This is a genomic window from Demequina salsinemoris, assembly GCF_000974805.1.
GTDB lineage: Bacteria > Actinomycetota > Actinomycetes > Actinomycetales > Demequinaceae > Demequina > Demequina salsinemoris.
In genome coordinates this window covers 20,921-36,977 of the sequence record NZ_BBQZ01000001.1, presented here as the reverse complement: position 1 = coordinate 36,977, position 16,057 = coordinate 20,921, and the positions used below count along the sequence as shown (strand labels likewise).

General features: G+C 66.3%; 15 protein-coding genes and 1 tRNA gene. 10 read left to right on the top strand and 6 right to left on the bottom strand.

Annotated features, from left to right (window positions below; genetic code table 11):
- Window positions 1-59: 59 nt before the first annotated feature.
- The gene (locus tag AOP78_RS00175) at window positions 60-686 is read right to left on the bottom strand and encodes a GNAT family N-acetyltransferase (protein WP_062200162.1); all 627 of its coding nucleotides are present in this window, start codon (window positions 684-686) and stop codon (window positions 60-62) included.
- A 104-nt stretch (window positions 687-790) separates the two neighbouring features.
- Between AOP78_RS00175 and AOP78_RS00170 the strand changes: the two genes are divergently transcribed.
- Window positions 791-1,750: an EamA family transporter gene (locus tag AOP78_RS00170; RefSeq protein ID WP_066730219.1), complete on the top strand. Its 960-nt coding sequence runs from the start codon at window positions 791-793 to the stop codon at window positions 1,748-1,750.
- A gap of 6 nt (window positions 1,751-1,756) precedes the next feature.
- Here the strand turns inward: AOP78_RS00170 and AOP78_RS00165 are convergent, their stop codons facing one another.
- On the bottom strand, window positions 1,757-2,743 hold the full coding sequence (locus AOP78_RS00165; RefSeq protein ID WP_083979603.1) for an NAD-dependent epimerase/dehydratase family protein: 987 nt from the start codon (window positions 2,741-2,743) through the stop codon (window positions 1,757-1,759).
- Between the two features lie 95 nt (window positions 2,744-2,838).
- On the opposite strand from AOP78_RS00165, the gene AOP78_RS00160 reads away from it, so the two are divergent.
- Window positions 2,839-4,140, top strand: a complete 1,302-nt coding sequence (locus tag AOP78_RS00160; RefSeq protein WP_062200154.1) for an MFS transporter — start codon at window positions 2,839-2,841, stop codon at window positions 4,138-4,140.
- Between the two features lie 11 nt (window positions 4,141-4,151).
- Here the strand turns inward: AOP78_RS00160 and AOP78_RS00155 are convergent, their stop codons facing one another.
- Window positions 4,152-4,688 carry a septum formation family protein gene (locus tag AOP78_RS00155; RefSeq protein ID WP_062200148.1) on the bottom strand — a complete coding sequence of 179 codons (537 nt, stop codon included), beginning with the start codon at window positions 4,686-4,688 and terminating at the stop codon, window positions 4,152-4,154.
- A gap of 179 nt (window positions 4,689-4,867) precedes the next feature.
- Between AOP78_RS00155 and AOP78_RS00150 the strand changes: the two genes are divergently transcribed.
- From AOP78_RS00150 to AOP78_RS00130, 5 genes are all read left to right on the top strand, one after another.
- On the top strand, window positions 4,868-5,800 hold the full coding sequence (locus AOP78_RS00150) for an aldose 1-epimerase (RefSeq protein ID WP_062200145.1): 933 nt from the start codon (window positions 4,868-4,870) through the stop codon (window positions 5,798-5,800).
- 63 nt (window positions 5,801-5,863) lie between these two features.
- A tRNA-Gly gene (locus AOP78_RS00145) sits at window positions 5,864-5,937 on the top strand.
- A gap of 158 nt (window positions 5,938-6,095) precedes the next feature.
- Window positions 6,096-7,412 carry a tyrosine-type recombinase/integrase gene (locus AOP78_RS00140; RefSeq protein ID WP_062200142.1) on the top strand — a complete coding sequence of 439 codons (1,317 nt, stop codon included), beginning with the start codon at window positions 6,096-6,098 and terminating at the stop codon, window positions 7,410-7,412.
- A 106-nt stretch (window positions 7,413-7,518) separates the two neighbouring features.
- The gene (locus AOP78_RS00135) at window positions 7,519-7,869 is read left to right on the top strand and encodes a nucleotide pyrophosphohydrolase (protein ID WP_062200137.1); all 351 of its coding nucleotides are present in this window, start codon (window positions 7,519-7,521) and stop codon (window positions 7,867-7,869) included.
- A gap of 6 nt (window positions 7,870-7,875) precedes the next feature.
- Entirely contained in the window at window positions 7,876-8,970 is a 1,095-nt protein-coding gene (locus AOP78_RS00130; RefSeq protein ID WP_062200132.1) for an HNH endonuclease, read from the top strand.
- A 180-nt stretch (window positions 8,971-9,150) separates the two neighbouring features.
- Here AOP78_RS00130 and AOP78_RS00125 read toward each other — a convergent pair whose 3' ends face one another.
- From AOP78_RS00125 to AOP78_RS00115, 3 genes are read right to left on the bottom strand one after another with little or no spacing between them, the layout of a single operon-like run.
- Window positions 9,151-10,149 (bottom strand): coiled-coil domain-containing protein, encoded by a 999-nt coding sequence (locus AOP78_RS00125; protein ID WP_062200128.1) that lies wholly within the window; start codon window positions 10,147-10,149, stop codon window positions 9,151-9,153.
- Window positions 10,142-11,629 (bottom strand): hypothetical protein, encoded by a 1,488-nt coding sequence (locus AOP78_RS00120; RefSeq protein ID WP_062200126.1) that lies wholly within the window; start codon window positions 11,627-11,629, stop codon window positions 10,142-10,144. Before AOP78_RS00120 ends, AOP78_RS00125 begins: the two co-directional genes overlap by 8 nt.
- Window positions 11,626-12,201: a hypothetical protein gene (locus AOP78_RS00115; protein ID WP_152659336.1), complete on the bottom strand. Its 576-nt coding sequence runs from the start codon at window positions 12,199-12,201 to the stop codon at window positions 11,626-11,628. The genes AOP78_RS00120 and AOP78_RS00115 overlap by 4 nt, the downstream gene beginning before the upstream one ends.
- Window positions 12,202-12,516: 315 nt before the next feature.
- Between AOP78_RS00115 and AOP78_RS14930 the strand changes: the two genes are divergently transcribed.
- The 3 genes from AOP78_RS14930 to AOP78_RS14660 all read left to right on the top strand — a co-directional run bounded on the left by AOP78_RS14930 (window position 12,517) and on the right by AOP78_RS14660 (window position 15,539).
- Entirely contained in the window at window positions 12,517-13,371 is an 855-nt protein-coding gene (locus tag AOP78_RS14930) for a hypothetical protein (RefSeq protein ID WP_152659335.1), read from the top strand.
- 281 nt (window positions 13,372-13,652) lie between these two features.
- Complete coding sequence (locus AOP78_RS00110; RefSeq protein WP_083979599.1) at window positions 13,653-14,543, top strand: NPCBM/NEW2 domain-containing protein; 891 nt, start codon at window positions 13,653-13,655, stop codon at window positions 14,541-14,543.
- 285 nt (window positions 14,544-14,828) lie between these two features.
- Window positions 14,829-15,539: a DUF4145 domain-containing protein gene (locus AOP78_RS14660; protein WP_160297571.1), complete on the top strand. Its 711-nt coding sequence runs from the start codon at window positions 14,829-14,831 to the stop codon at window positions 15,537-15,539.
- The last annotated feature ends 518 nt before the right edge of the window (window positions 15,540-16,057 follow it).

The following is a 16,057-nucleotide window of genomic DNA, read 5'->3' as shown; positions in this document are numbered from 1 at the left end:
CGGGAATTGTGGAGGCAAAGACTCCCTCAGGGCCCCCTCAAGGGGCGGCATCGGGACGTTCAGCCCGACATCGGGGCCAGGTCGATGCGCATGACGGAGCGCCTCGGCGACGGCCGTGAGACCTCCGTCATGCCCGCACGCTCGAACGCTCCGACCGTGCCGACGAACAGGTCCCCGACGGGCGTCCGGGCGTCCGGAACGGGGATCACGGGATACCCCTCGACCGCGACCGCGCCCTCCCCCCGCGCATGCGCGACCGCCGCCGCTGCGAGCTCGCCCATGAGCCCCCTGCCCCGGAACTCGGGGCGCACCACGAAGCACGGAACCGCCCAGATCGCGTCGTCGTCCTTGTCCTCGTCGCGGCCGAGCCAGGGAAGACGAGCAGCGCGAAGACGCAGGTACACGCTCCGAGGCTCGACCGCGACCCACCCGGCCGGCGCCTCGTCCACGTAGGCGAGCAGGCCCGAGCTCGGGGCGCCCTCGCCCTGCCCGCAGGCCGCCTGGGAGCGCAGCGCGGCCTCGCGCTCGTCCTGCGACGACGCCTTCCACTCGGCGCGGGACACCCGTGGCCACTGGCAGCGGCACTCGTCCTGATCCCCCGGCGCGCCGAACACCTGCTCGAGGTGCTCGAGCGAGGCTTGGGACGCGGGGACGATGCGGAGGCCGGGCGGCGGTACGGAGACCATGCGGACAGTCTCGCGCGCCCCTCCGACATCCGCACCAGGTGCCACGAGCGTCTTCCGTGGCCGGCTCGCGCGTCCGTAGGCTGGCACCCGAAGATGGGAGCCACATGCACACGCGCCTCACGCCTCGCGACACGCTGCTCGCGGTGCTCGTGACGATCGCGTGGGGCGCGAACTTCGCGGTCATCCGCCTGGGCGTGGCCGACATGCCACCTCTGCTGCTGGCCTCGCTGCGGTTCGTGGTCGTGTTCGCCCTCGCGGCGCCTTTCGTGCCCCGCCGCGGCATCCCGTGGCGGCGGCTCATCCCGATCGGGATGGCGATGGGCGTCGGTCAGTTCGGCTTCCTGTTCGTGGCGATCTCGCTCGGGATGCCCTCGGGCCTCGCGGCCACGGTCCTCCAGGTCCAGGTGGTCTTCACGACCCTGTTCGCCGTGGCCTTCCTCGGCGAGCGGCTCAACCGACGACGCATCGCGGGCCTCGGCCTCGCGGTCGCGGGCATCGTCCTCATCGGGCTCGACGCGGGCGCCTCGGCGACGGTCGTCGGCTTCGTGCTCGCGATCGCCGCGGCGGCCTGCTGGGCGACGTCCAACGTGCTCACCCGCAGCCTGGGCGCGGTCGGCGGCCTGTCCGTGGTGGTGTGGTCGGCCGCCGTGCCGCCGATCCCGCTGTTCCTGCTCTCGCTCGCCTTCGAGGGACCCACCGAGATCGGCGCGGCGCTCACGCATCCGACCTGGGGCGTCGCCTTCTCGCTCGCGTACCTCGCGATCCTCGCGACGCTCTTCGGCTACGGAGTGTGGAACACCCTCCTCGGCAAGTACCCGGCCTCGACCGTCGCGCCGTTCTCGCTGCTCGTGCCGCCCGTCGGCCTGCTCACCGGGTGGCTCGCGTTCGGCGAGGTACCGGACGTCCCCTCCCTCATCGGCGCGGGCCTCGTGATCGCGGGCATCGCGGTGGCGAACATCGTCGTCGCCCGGCGCACCAAGGCGACCAACGCATCGTCCGTGCCCGCATCGTCCCTCCCCGACGCCGATCCGGAGCCGGAGGAGCCCGCGCGGCTCACCGTCTGACGAGCATCAGGGAAGCTGATCGATCAGGTCGAGCTCGTCCGCCCGGCTCAGGCCCGCCTTGCGCGGGCGGTCCAGGCCGAGGCCGCGCTCCCACGCGAGGACGTCGCGCATCGTCTCCTCGAGCGGACGCCACGAGCCCCCCGTCGCGAGGTAGCGGTCCGAGGCATGGGCGCCGATGGGCGGGAAGGCCCCGGCGGGCACCCACATGGGAAGCGACATGGGACCCGCCCAGCTCCCGACGCGCCTCATGGCGAGCCACGGCGTCGTCGCCCCGCGCTCGTCGCCCGAATGCCCCGCGACGGTCCGCGCAGTCTCGATCATCTGCGCGAACGGCACCTGCTCCCCCACCGCGTTGACAGGCCCCGTCACGTCGGCCTGGCCCGCGTCGAGGATCCACGCGACGAGGTCGCGCATGTCGATCGCCTGGGTGGGCGCGCCGGCGGAGGGCACGAGCAGCGGGCCGTCACCCGCAAGAGCGGCACGCGCGGGCCAGTACCCGAACCGGTCGGTCGGATCCCCAGGGCCGGCGACCAACCCTGGCCTGGCGATCAGCGCATCGTCCCTGGCCGCCGTCGTGAGGTCCTCGCACGCGACCTTCGCCTGCGCATAGTGCTGCTCGGTCGCGTCGACCTCATGATGCACCGCCTCCATGCGGGGCGACGCCTCGGTGTTGGGCTGGCGGTCGGCGCTGTAGACCGACACCGACGACACGTACGTCCAGTGATCCACCGCATCGGACAGGGCCACGAGCGCCTCCTGCACGAAGCGCGGCTGCCAGCTCACCTCGACCGCCGCATCGAACCTCCTACCCGCGAGCGCGTCGTACGCGCCCGCATGGGCGCGGTCCGCCTCCACGAGCGTCGCGCCCGACGGGACGATGCCCGAGCGGCCTCGTGCCAGGCACGTCACGTCCCAGCCGCGAGCGACCGCCTGACGGGCGACCTCGCTCCCCAGCCACGCGGTTCCACCCAGGATCAGCACCGATCGAGTCATGGCACCAGCCTAACGACGGCGGCACCCCGTCCGATGGATAGCCTGGAGAGCGGTCCAGGAATCACCCGCGGCCGACTCGCGTTGAGAACACAGGAATGAATCGCACCTTCAGCTCGCTCGGCATCTACAACTATCGCCTGTGGTTCGCGGGCGCGGTGGTGTCGAACATCGGCACCTGGATGCAGCGCATCGCGCAGGACTGGGTGGTGCTGACCGACCTCACGGACGACTCGGGGCTCGCCGTCGGCATCACGACCGCGCTCCAGTTCCTCCCTTTCCTGCTGATCGGCCCCTGGACCGGCGTCGTCGCTGACCGGGTCGACCACCGCAAGCTGCTCATCGCGACCCAGACGGGCGGCGCGCTGCTCGGCGTCGGCCTCGGCGTGATCGTGCTCACGGGGAACGCGCAGCTCTGGCAGGTCTACGCGTTCGCGCTCGGGCTCGGCTTCGTCACGGCGTTCGACAACCCCGCGCGCATGGCCTTCGTCTCCGACCTGGTCCCCCAGAGCCAGCTGCCCAACGCGATCGGCCTCAACTCCGCGTCCTTCAACGCCGCCCGGCTCATCGGGCCGGGCCTCGCCGGACTGCTGATCGCGTGGATCGGGTCGGGATGGGTCTTCGTCCTCAACGGCCTCACGTTCCTCGCGACGATCGCCGCGCTGCTCCTCATGCGGGTCGCCGAGTTCGAGCGTCAACGGCGCGCGCCCCGAGAGCCGGGCCAGGTGCTCGAGGGGGTCAGATATGTGCGCAGCAGACCCGACATCATCGCGATCCTCGTGGTCGTCGGCGTGGTCGGGGCGTTCGGCCTCAACTTCCAGATGACGTCCGCGATGATGGCGCGCGTCGCGTTCGACCGCGGCCCCGAGGACTACGGGATCCTCGGCTCTATCCTCGCGATCGGCTCGCTCGGCGGCGCGCTCCTCGCCGCGCGCCGCAAGCGCCCGACCCTCCGGCTCGTCGTCGTCGCCGCCTTCGGCTTCGGCGTCGCGAACAGCCTCCTCGCGCTCATGCCCAGTTACTGGACGTTCGCTCTCGCCGGCATCCCGGTCGGCTTCGCGGCGCTGACGATGATCACCGCGGCCAACACGACGGTGCAGCTCACAACCGAGCCGTCGATGCGCGGCAGGGTCATGGCGCTCTACATGATGATCTTCATCGGGACCACGCCGATCGGCTCGCCCATCATCGGCTGGGTCGGCGAGCAGTACGGCCCGCGCTGGGCCATCGGCATCGGCGCGATCGCAGCGCTCCTCGTGTCCGCGGGCGTGGGCCTGTGGGCGTCACGGCACTCAAACGTCGTGCTCAAGTTCCAGGCCCAGCGACCGTTCGTCAGCTTCGGTCGGGGCGCTCCCAGGGATGCGGAGCCCATCCAGGACGTCGAGACGACGAACGCGTAGCCCGCGGCGCGTCAGCCGGCCAGCACCGAGCCCGTCACGGGCGACTCCGCGTCGACCACGGCGCACGCCCAGGCGCGGTCGCCCTCGCCCCAGCTCTCCTCGCTCGGGAAGTACACCTGGACGTCCATGTCATACGCGGCGGAGTCGAGGGTCTCCACGAGGTCCGCTGCCGTGCACGTCGCGGTGACCGCATCGCGCACCGTCTCGACGCCCGGGTAGGCGCCGTCGGGGTCGATCGCACCCGACGCATCGTCTGCCAAGGAGCCCGTCGCGTAGTACTGACCGTCGTGCGCGTCGTCGCACGCGACCGAGGTGACGCCCACGAGGGACGCGTAGTCGCCCGGGTCGGACGCATCGTCCGGAAGATCGAAGCAGGCTCCGCTCGTGGCGTCGGCCGTCGTGTCGGGCACCTCATGCGCGTTCGCGACCCACGCCGAGACGATCGGCCAGGCGACGAATCCCCACACGGCGACCGCGGCGGCGCCCAGGCCCGCGACGGCCGCGCGACGGCGCGGCACGGCAGGGGCGATGGTGTCGACGTCGTCCACCTGGACTCCCTTCGAGGCATGGGTGAGGGAACCCTAGCGCGGCGAGCGCCCGACCCCCGCATTCCCGTCTACCTGGTGTGATGAACTCCGCGCGCGAATCAGGGCACTCGGGAGGAATCGGACGCGCCGTGGGTCCCAGGTCGCGCGGAGTCCCGGCGATCCTGTCCCACAATGGAGCCATGACCGCGATGCTCATCCTCGACAACGGCACCTGGCGCGTCGGCCTGCTCCCGGACCTAGGCGGCTCGATCGCCTACGGACAGGTGCGTCTCGGCGAGACGTGGGTCGACGCGATGCGGCCCACCCCCGACTCCCCCGAGAGGGCCGGCGACACCGCCTCGTTCCCCCTCGTGCCGTGGTCCAACCGCATCAGCGGACCGTCGCTCCTGTGGGACGGCACGGAGCACCCGCTGCGCGTCACGAGCGCGGGCGAGACCGCAAGCCACGGCGTCGGCCGCTACGTCCCGTGGGAGGTGGCCGAGGCCGACGCGTCGCACGTGACGCTCTCGCTCGACTCGCGCACCGTTCCCGACGCGAACTTCCCGTGGCCGTTCACCACCCGGTTCACCTACGCGCTCGAGGGCGACCGCTTCCGCGTGACGATGTCGCTCACCAACGTCTCCGACGAGACCTTCCCCGCTGGGCTCGGCCACCACCCGTACTTCGAGCGCCGCCTCGGCACGTCGGAGGCGCCGCGCGGAGGCGAGGTCGAGCTTCAGGTCCGCTGCGACTCCGCCTACGAGCTCGTGAACTCGCTTCCCACCGGCCCCGCGGGAGCGCTGCCCGAGCGCGCCGACTTCCGCACGCGGCACGCGCTCGGCGACACCGTGGTAGACGACTGCCTCACCGGACGCACCGACCCCGTGGTCGCGACGATCACGTGGCCGCGCGCGCTCCAGCTCGACATGGAGGCCGACGAGTCGCTCAGCCACCTCATCTTCTTCGCGCCCAAGGGCAAGCCTTTCTTCGCGGTCGAGCCCGTCTCGCATGTGAACGACTCGCTCCGGCTCTTCGGCGAGGGTGTGGCGGACGCCGACGCGCTCGGCGTGCGGGCGCTCGCGCCGGGCGAGACGTTCACAACGGAGTGGTCGCTCGTCGCGACGGTGCTCTGAACACGCGCGGATGGTGCGGCCGACGGCCGGGGCCCACTACTATGGTGTGACCATCACGGCGCTGCGGGTGTAGTTCAATGGTAGAACTTCAGCTTCCCAAGCTGATAGCGCGGGTTCGATTCCCGTCACCCGCTCCAATCATCATCGCAGGTAGATAGCGAGATTCATCCTCCCGCTCCACCTCCTGCCTCTCCCTCGTTCGGGCCATCGTGGAACAACGTGGAAGAAGGCCCTCGATGGACTCCCGACACCCCTTTCCCCCTCACCTGACCGGCTCGCCTGTTCGGATCGTGCGATGAGCCGCGCCAAGAGCACTGCTCGGCGCGGCTTCGGCGCAGTCGAGCAGCTGCCCTCGAAGCGGTGGCGCGCCCGCTACACCGGCCCGGATGGCAGGTCGAGGTCAGCTCCGTCGACGTTCGCGACCAAGGGCGAGGCCGACCGGTGGCTGACGTTGATGCATGCCGAGCTGTTGCGCGGGACCTGGACGGCTCCCGAGGCCGCAGACATCACGCTTGCTGACTACACCGCTGCGTGGCTACGCCAACGTGCCCCGCATCTGCGTCCGCGAACGCTCGATCTGTACCGGCGTCTGGCCGAGCGGTGGATCCTCACTCCTGTCGGGGAAGGTCGAACGGCAGTCGATCTGTCGGCGCTGTCGCTCAGGACGATCAGCCCGATCCTGGTGCGCGAGTGGTTCGCCGCCGTGACCGCCAGCGCGCACGCGTCCGCGTCGACGCGTGGAACGCGGGGCACAAGGGGTGGCCATCCCGCGCGAGCGTGGGCTCACGGCGCGGGGCTGACGGTCGCACCTACGGGGCGCCTGTCCCCTGCAGTTCTCACGTCCTGGCAGCAGGCTGGCTCGCCGCAGCCGCGTCTTGTCCGTTCTGCTCGGCCGGATGCGGGGCGCACCGTCACTGCACAGGCCTATCGGCTCCTTCACGCGATCCTCACCACCGCCGTTGACGACGAGCTGATCACCAACAATCCCGCCCGCATCCCCGGAGCCGGACACGTCTCCCACGAAGAGCGGATGCCTCTCAAGCCGTCTGAGGTCGCCGATCTCGCTGAAGCGATGCCCGAGCACCTGCGGGTGGCCGTGCTCGTGGCCGCATGGTCGGGGCTGAGGCCCGGCGAAGTCTTCGCCCTCACCCGAGCCGACATCGACATCGATGCCGGTCAGCTCACTGTGCGACGCACGATGATCGAGATCCCCGACCAGCCTGTCGCCTTCGGACCACCCAAGACCGCTGCCGGACGACGGAAGGTCGCCCTGCCGGGTCTCGTGACAGAAGCCCTCTTCGAACACCTCACGGCGCACCCTTCCCGACCCGAGGCCCTCGTATTCACCACCTCGACCGGAGGCCCGGTGAGGTCGGGAGCCCGTTCGGTAGCAATGCGAACCGCCCGCAATGCGATCGGCCGACCCGACATCACGTGGCACCACCTGCGCCACACAGGCGCGACCCTGGCAGCGCAAGCAGGCGCTACCCAAGCCGAGTTGATGCACCGCATCGGCCACACCAGCACCCGCGCCGCCAGCCTCTATCAGCACGCGAGCCAAGCCCGCGACGCGTATCTCGCAGCCGCGCTCGACACCATCGTCCGAGGCTGAGAAGCAGCGATGCGACATCCGTGTCGTATCGCAGGCATTTCTGAGCACGGTTTCGACGCACGGTACGACACATGTGTCGTACCGTGCGGATCTATAGGATGCGAGCGTGGACATCTCTCAGATGCAGGAACGCATTGCGCGGTTCGCTGACGAGCGCGACTGGGACCAGTTCCATACGCCTCGCAACCTCCTGCTGGCGCTCATGGGCGAGCTCGGCGAGCTGGCAGAACTGCTCCAATGGAAGACAGACGAGCAGGTGCGCGAGGCACTGCAGGAATCCGCTGGCCGGCAGGCGATCGAAGAGGAGGTCGCCGACGTCGCGATCTATCTGCTTCGCCTTGCCCAGGTGATGGACATCGACATCCCGACGGCGGTCGAGACAAAGACCGCTCTCAATGAGAACAAGTACCCCGCCGACCGGGTCCGTGGGTCGGCGAAGAAGTACGACGAGTACTAGGCGACCATGACCAACCTTGTGATCCAGCCAGCCAGCAGCGAGACGTCCAAGGCGCACTTCGTGCACACGGTCGATCCACGGCACAGAGACCTGTACCCCAAGAACACGCCCTTCCCACCGGGCGCAGCGACGATGACGCCCGGAATGCGGCTGAGCGATCCGCATGTCAGGAACGAGTTGACGATCCAGGATCTTCAGGTCCTGCAGGCGGTGCACAGTATCGACGGCAACGTGGCCTTCTGGGGCGTCACTGACCGCAACGACGGCTACAGCGCGCACGCTTGGGGACGCATTAACGCCGGCGACCGCGTGATCTTCACCGGCAAGATCACGGACCTGCGGACAGGCAAGCCGTCCAAGACCGGCTACGCATATGCCACGGGAGTCGTCACCCACAAGTTCCGCAACCACGCCCTCGCCGAGCAACTGTGGGGCGTCGACGACAACGGGCATGCGTGGGAGCTGATGTACGCGATCGCGGACGTCAAGCGGATCAGCATCGACTACGCGACGCTGAACGCCGCGACCCTCAAGAAGGACGGTACTCCGTACAGCCCGAGAAATGTTCCCCAAGGCTTCGACGTCCTGTCTCCCGAGCAGGTAGAGGCAGTCTTCAAGCTCCCGAGTCTCGCCGATCTTGAACCACGCCGTGCGGACCTCGAGGCGCAGACCATCGAGGAGGAGCTGCGGCCCTTCGTCGGTGAGACAGACGCGGAGCAGACTGCACAGCGACGCCTCGAGCAAGGCGCGCTCCGCAAGCACCTCCTGCCAGGTTCGACGGGGGTGTGCGATCTGTGCGGAAGGACGTTCTCCGAGAGATTCCTGGTGGCTGCCCACATCAAGCCCCGCTCACAGTGCACGGACGCCGAGCGCGTGGACTTCGACAACGTCGCGATGCTCAACTGCGTTTTCGGTTGCGACGCGCTGTTCGGCAAGGGCCTCGTTGGCGTGGAACCTCAAGGTGCCATTCGGGTGAGTTCTGTCCTCAACGGGACCGAGTTGGCGTACGTGCAAGACCATCTGACGCGCTCGGCGGTCGGGTGGACTCGCGGTCGCGCGAAGCACTTTGCATGGCACATCAAGTACGAGTTCACTTCCTGACGTCGGCCGAGACTCGGCGGCGGGAGCGCGCGATCCTTCCACCTCTTGTCCGCCCCGTTGTGAGGGTGTCCGTTGCCCGTGAGAGTCAGCCCACTTCGTCCACTTCAGCTTGCATACAGAAACGGGTCGCGCCCGGGCCCCCGCTCGTTCACGTGATCGTCCTGGTGGCTCAGTGCTCCGTCATGTCAGGAGAGCTACTACCAGCCCAGCAATGCCGACGGCAGAGCTCGCCACGATCGCAGCGGTGAGCAGCCGGTTTCGCCGTTGCAGAGCGACGACCTCGCCGCTCAGCGATTGGGCCCTTTCTTGGCTGGCCGAGTCGGCAGCGTCGAGATCCGCGAACTGACTTGCGAGCTGACCCTCAAGCTCCTGCCGGGCTTGCGTAGCCGCTTCCTCCTGACGGCGCAAGCCCGCGCTCAAGCGGTCGATGGCGGCATGCTGCTCTACGCGGAGGCTCTCAACGGCGTCGTTGAGGGAGACCTCGTGCTCACGGGCCACGTCGTCAACGTGCAAGGCAAGCTTGTCGAGGACCGCCCGGGTCGCACGCTGGTCGTCGGCTCCTTCGGCCAGGCGGGCTTCTGCATCATCGAGCCGCTCGGCTGCCGCGTCGGTGAGGGATTGAAGATGTTTGGAGGAGTGAATCAACTCGGCGATCCTGTGCTCGCCGCTGTTGAGCCGGAACTCGATCTGTTCTTGCTGTTCGGACAGATCAAGCATCTGGCGCGCCTGATCCATCACCAGGAGCAACTCCTGCTTCGCGAGTTCGCTCAAGGTGGCGCTGTCTGCTCCGGAGAGCTTGGCCTCAAGCTGCCGATAGACAGACTGCGCGCTCGCCTTGCTCGCGAGCGCGAGCTTCATGTACTCGGTGACGGTTCGCGCTAGCCGCTGCTGGAGCTCGAAGAGCTGGGTCTGTGTGTCCGCCAATTCGCCGATCGCCCGTGCTTGCGCTGTGCCTGATTTCTGGAGTTCGTCGATCGATTCCCGGTTGGCGAACGGCCCCCATCCAGTCTTGACCTTCCCTGCTTCGAGGGCCTCAGTCTTCGCGGTGCGCGCCAGGTTCTTGGACTTCTCTACCTGCTTTGCCAGTCGCTCGATCTGACGGATGCTCTCGTTGCTCCTGCGCGTGATGTCATCACTCGAGCCAACAACGTCCGGATCTTGGGGCTGTTCGTCAGTCACTTCTTCCCCTTCGGAGGGTCTCGAGCAGCAGCTGGGTGAACTCGGGGTCGTTCTCGCGGACATCGTCGAGCAGCGGCGAGACACGCTTCTCGGCTTCGAGGGTCTCGAACCAGGACGCACGGAACTCGGAAGCGGCGTGTGCAGCCGCCTGCTCAGCTAGGGTGACCGCCTGTTCGGCACCTTCCGCTTCGGTCCATGTGCCTGCGATCAGGTAGAACGACCGAGTGTTGAGGAGCCGCAAACGCTCATTGATGCAGATCGCGCGTTCATCGGCCAGGCGGGAACGCTGGACACCCCTGCGCGCATCGATCGCAAGCGCGACAGTCGTACGCACAGCTCCGACGTAGTTCACCCGCAGCAGGAGCAAGGCTGCAAAGGTCGCTGGCTCGCCTCCGGACTTCGCTGCCGCTCGAACCGCTGCATCGGCCAGGTCGACAGCGGAGAAAGTAGCCGTCGAGATGGTCAGCATGCGGGCGATGGTCCGGTTCCCCCACGGCTTGGCAGCCATGATCGACTCGCGCCAGCCCATCCCGGCGGAGCGTGCCTCGATGAACCGGCGCACGAAGTAGAAGGCTCTGACGATGACGTCGTTGAGGATCACGGGGAGCGACTGCCGACCAACCTGGTTCACGAGACCCAGCTCAGTTCGGAAGTCGAAAGGAACAGCAAGGTCGGACCCGCGGAACGCCTTCTCAAGTTCTTCCATGAGCCTGCCAGGGGCCTCTGCGCCAGTCAGCTTCTGCCACTGCGCCGCTGCCGAGTAGATCGTTGACATCAACGGCCCCGGGAGACCTGTTCCTGCACCGGCGTTCGCACTCGAGCCAGCGACGTCGCTGATCAGGTGACCGAGCCATCCCACCGTGCCAGACAGAAGCTTCTGGTACGCATTCGCGCCGATGTGCGGGTTGCCCGCGAGATCCACCGGAGACAATTGGCCGAACGTGACGCCCCAGGCTTGTCCGGTGAACTGGAGCACGAGCGAGGCTATGAGGCCAACCGGCGAGGGGTGGTGCGTGAGGTCCCGCAAGTGGTGAAGCCGACCGCCACCGAAGACCTTGGTGGCATCGTCTCCAGCGAACGGAAAGACCTTCTCGAGTCTCCGCACAGCCCCCGCCATGCTGGAGCCTTCATAGCCATTGCGGCGCGCAACCTCCATAACGAACTTGTTCACATGCTGCTCACCCCATAGGCGGGCGTCCATGAGACTGAACTCGCCCACCCATAAAGAGTCGACGGCTCCGGCGAGGACTCCGCTCGACACGGCAACAGCGACGTCAAGTCGGTCAGAGTGGTTCGTCAGGGGATCGATTCGACCGTCGAGGTCCTCGATCCGTGCGTCCAGGCCCCTAATGAGGGAATCGAGATCATGAAGTTCCTCAAGGTGCTCATCGACTGGCGCGGCCTCGATAGCAAAGTCGATGACCTCGCCGTCGACCTCGACCCGGTGATGGATGATCGGATCGCCGTTGATGGCGGTCATTTCTTCTCCCTTACGAGCATCCCGCTCTCCTCAGCACCGCCCGAAGCGAAGAACGTTTCGAGGGCGGCAACGGCGGCCGCCTCGGAAAGCACCGCTTCCTCAGGTACCCACGCGAAGTCGAGCCCTTCAAGCGCGTCAACCTGTTCATCGGCCAACGAGTCGAAGTCATGAGGCACCTTGCCGATCGGCACCTTCGCCAGTCGGCGGGCAGGCTCCGCGTACGTGACGTACCACGGTCGCGCCGTGAGTCCCTCCTCCAGCGCGGAGTCCTCCCAGCGCACGATCAGCCGATCAAGTGGAGCCGAGCCAAGCACATCCGCCGCGAGCCGACGGCCACCGGCCGACCAATGGAGCCGGACACTAGCCCTCTCGGCCTGGCACCCGATCGATCCGATGATTGCGCTCAGGTCGCCCCACGATTCCAGGGACTGCTCCCGCTCTGGGTCCGTTGAGAATGAATAGACAATCTGAGGCGACTCGCGACGGGCGAGGGCAGCCTTGGTGAAGCCGTCCGGCAAGTCATCGACCCGCAGCGCTGGCACGCGCCTCCCAAATGACATCACGTCTCCCAAGGCTGAGAACCTTCCCGTGAGTACCGAGGTTAGCTCCGATCGCGACCGCCGCGCGCGAAGGCTTGGTGCACCTGCGCGAAACCAATGGGCGTCGCTCATTGAGGTCCGAAGCAGGACCGAAGTCCGCGAGAACAGTCGCCTGTCCCCAGGACTCGCCCGCAGCGGTAGCGCGACCCACCCGTCCGACACCACCTTCTGGACCGATCCGATGCGATTGCACCGATGGAGGTATCTCCCCGACAGCCGCCTGAGGGCGATTGCATTGTTGATAACTACCTGTTAATTTCGCAAATGGCTCTTGACTGAGGGGGACGCGTGTCCAAGGAGCACTACTTCGAGCAACACAACGCAGCGTGCGAACAGGCACGGCTCTCGGCCTGCAACTGCTACTGCCGTGGCGCCGGACACCAGTACGACCTGGTCAAGCGTTGCGTGTCGGTAACGACGAGCGGCGCGAACGGACTGAGTCAGTTCCTGGCTGACATTGAGGATGTCTACGGCGGCTTCCACACCAGCGAGCGAGACTTCGCCACACCAACACGCCGCCCGATTCCTAACGCGGCAGGACTGAACCTTGAGTCCGGACGCGGCGCGAGCTGGGTCGAACGCCTCCTCGTCGACGAGGCGCTACACGCAGCCTTTGTTCAAGTCGCACAAGTGAGCATCACACTGTCGAGCGCAGATCGCGCAGCGCGTGCGGACTTCGTACACGACGTGACCGAGGGGGCATTCCGCATCGTCGGAGGTGATCTCGACTCGCACAACGTCGTGGATGGTCACGTCTGGTGCAGCGTCGTAGCCGAAGCTGTCAGCACACTGCCTGCGACACCTTCGCCGAGGTCGGGCGCCACAACGTACAGCACAATCTGCTACCCGAGGTCTCGAACGGGTCGAATTCCCATGGGTATCGCCGACGTACGCGCAGAGGGCATCGCACACTTGCGCGGCTGCTACAACGCCGTATCCGGGCTAGTTGGCCGCGACGAGATCGTTCGCCTCATTGGAGCCGCCTCCTGCCCAGACCTTTGGCATCACCCAGCGGCGGTTCGCTTTGCATTGCGACCTTTTGTTGTCGCCCCGTCGTGGCCTCCCGCCGATACGACCACACTCGCCAAGGCGCCGCGCTTCAACACACTCGAAACTAGATGGAGTAGGCGCAATCACTGGTGACCGGACGGCCTGCATCGCGAGTCCGTCGATCGCACCGTCCCAACGTCGGAATGCTTCGCATCGTCCCGGTGAACAACCTCCAGGCGCAGTAGCACCCTTCCCAGCCCGCCCGTCGGTAGCCCGAATGAGATGTAGCCCATCAGCGCGGCAATCCCTCGCGTCCGGTTGATTCTGACATGGGCGATTCGCCTACGTGAGATGCGTCACTCTGTGTCATTGGTCACGTGTGAGCACTTCTTGACACCCGTAGTTTGACCCCTACAACTTCTGAGGGGAAAAGCATGAACCGTCCATCCGCCACCACACATCCAGGACGCCTGCTCGTTGCAGCCGCCCTGGCATTTGCACTCGCATTCGCTGGCCTCGTTGCCTCATCCGGGAATGCATCAGCGACGACGAAGGCGACGACGTCGGTCACGATCAAGAGCATTACGCACCCTGCAGACGACACCTACTTCATCGCAGGAACAACCGCCGTCATCAAGGGCACCGCGTCTAAGAACATCAAGGGCAAGTACGTCTACTTGCAGGTCAAGTCCGGCAGCACATGGAAGACCGCAAATAGGTATAGAGCGCGGGTGAGCTCCACGGGGAAGTTCACGCTGAAGTTCAAGACCACCGGCGTTGGCCTCAAGAACTATCGCGTCATCTACAAGGGCAGCACCAAGCTTCAGAAGTCGGTCTCGGCGAAGAAGCGCGTGCGCGTGTGGAAGTGGTTCAACCTCATCGATGAGTGGGGCGGCACCTCGGAGACATTCGGCACCTATGCGAATACCACTGTCGACGGCACGGAGTACGGGTTCGGGTCCAGGTCGGCGTGGGCCGGCTACCTCGCAGGCACCGCCCACTACTCCGGCGAGGTCACCCACAAGGTTGCATACAAGTGCGTCGCGGTGAAGGCCAAGGTTGGGATCAGTGACGAGACCCCCTCAAACGTCACCGGCAGCGTGACCGTTGCAGCCGACGGCGAGACGATCTACGACTCGGGGTACATGAAGGTCGCGAACCGGATGAAGTCGTTCAGGGTCTCCATTAAGAACGCCTACGACGTCACATTCACTTACGACGGTCCAGACGCCGACACCGTCACATATGGCAAAGCGTTTGTCGTCATGACCTCGCCCATGGCACTCTGCAAGTCGGACCCGGTGCCACCAGGTTCGGGAAACTAGTCAGTTGCGAATGGATTGGGCCCGGCTCCTCGGAGGCGGGCCCAATCTCGCATTGGGTCGCTCAATACCGAAGGCGCTGACCCTAGACAAGTGGTGAACCGGCATCGGAATGTCGATCCCTCCGAGAGCGGTTGGACCACCCGATCGTCGACATTTCTCCCAGGCAATCTCCCGGAAGTGCCAAACCCAGACGAAGGTTGGGTCAACGACGTTCGGCCTTCATCAACACAGCAGACCTAGCGACGACGCTAGCGAAATCGATAATGTCAGCTCATGATCATGAGTATGAGCCCCGTGCCGGAACCCGACGAGGGGCTCCCCACCAACAACACGCCCGGTCAGGGGAAGTCGGCGTTCGACTGCCCCCGTTGCGGGGCATTTGCCCACCAGACATGGCAGAGCCTTCAAGTCCGCCTGAGCGGTGGACTGGGCGACTATGACGACTCACGTTTGGTCAGCGGCTGCTGGTCCGCGTCTCGGTGCGCGCAATGCAAAGAGTGGTCCACCTGGCGCGAGGAGCGACTTGTCTACCCTGCGGCCGGAATTGTCTCTGTTCCCCACCCACAGATGCCCGGGGAAGCGAAGGATCTCTACGAGGAAGCGCGCGAGGTGCTCGGCATCTCGCGCAGAGCAGGTACCGCGCTCGCCAGGGCTTCGCTTGAGAGGCTTCTACGCACACTCGACGCCGACGCGCCGGGCAATGCGAATCTCGAGATGAGGATCGAGCGAATCAGCGACAAGATTCCCGAACCGCTCGCGCAAATGCTCACAGTCATCCGCGTAGCCGGCAACAGCTCACTTCACGTCAAAGACATGCCCGATGATCTGATGGTCTTCGTCCTCGATCCGGACGAGACGGAGGTTGTAGACATGATCTTCGAATCCATCAATGAGCTCGTAGAAGAGCTGATCGCAAAGCCCACGAAGGTCGCGAACCTCTATGCGAAGGTTCCCGAGAGTATTCGCAGCCGAATCGAGCAGGACAAGAACAAGTAGTTCGACCCCAGACGGCCTGACGCGCACGCGACACGCCAGGCCGACGACCTTGTCTGGCTCGACCCCCTCGGGTGAAGTCGCGGGCACCCGTTCCATTTCTTCGGCAGAGCTCCCGGACGGCAACCGCCCGGCCGCCGGCTGCCGTCGCTGGCCCAAGGCAACGACTCAGGACTGGACAAATCCACAGTCTCGGCGTGTTGCAGCTTTGATAAGCGCCACTCCTGGATGTAGTACTGAATGTGTGCAACCGGGAACCGAGCCAGAGCGTGACGAGCCGCCTCAGAGCGGCGCTGCTGGCGACCCCGGACATACTCAGGTCGCAGCGATTCACCATTGGATCGAGCCGCTAGCCAAGCAGGTGCGCGCGTGGAACCGGGCGTGGGCGAAAGTACTAGACAAGCCCGGCACTCGCGAGAAGCTCATCGCATTCTCCGCCATCAATCGAGCCAACCGTCTCGCCGCCCAGCGCCTGCGTGGTCTGGTGATGGCGGGCGCGGCTGATTCGTCCACACGGAGCG

Bases quoted from the DNA above. Each gene is read 5' to 3' on its own strand.
- AOP78_RS00175 (WP_062200162.1), bottom strand. From the start codon at position 686: ATGGTCTCCGTACCGCCGCCCGGCCTCCGCATCGTCCCCGCGTCCCAA.
- AOP78_RS00170 (WP_066730219.1), top strand. From the start codon at position 791: ATGCACACGCGCCTCACGCCTCGCGACACGCTGCTCGCGGTGCTCGTG.
- AOP78_RS00165 (WP_083979603.1), bottom strand. From the start codon at position 2,743: ATGACTCGATCGGTGCTGATCCTGGGTGGAACCGCGTGGCTGGGGAGC.
- AOP78_RS00160 (WP_062200154.1), top strand. From the start codon at position 2,839: ATGAATCGCACCTTCAGCTCGCTCGGCATCTACAACTATCGCCTGTGG.
- AOP78_RS00150 (WP_062200145.1), top strand. From the start codon at position 4,868: ATGACCGCGATGCTCATCCTCGACAACGGCACCTGGCGCGTCGGCCTG.
- AOP78_RS00140 (WP_062200142.1), top strand. From the start codon at position 6,096: ATGAGCCGCGCCAAGAGCACTGCTCGGCGCGGCTTCGGCGCAGTCGAG.
- AOP78_RS00130 (WP_062200132.1), top strand. From the start codon at position 7,876: ATGACCAACCTTGTGATCCAGCCAGCCAGCAGCGAGACGTCCAAGGCG.
- AOP78_RS00120 (WP_062200126.1), bottom strand. From the start codon at position 11,629: ATGACCGCCATCAACGGCGATCCGATCATCCATCACCGGGTCGAGGTC.
- AOP78_RS00110 (WP_083979599.1), top strand. From the start codon at position 13,653: ATGAACCGTCCATCCGCCACCACACATCCAGGACGCCTGCTCGTTGCA.
- AOP78_RS14660 (WP_160297571.1), top strand. From the start codon at position 14,829: ATGAGCCCCGTGCCGGAACCCGACGAGGGGCTCCCCACCAACAACACG.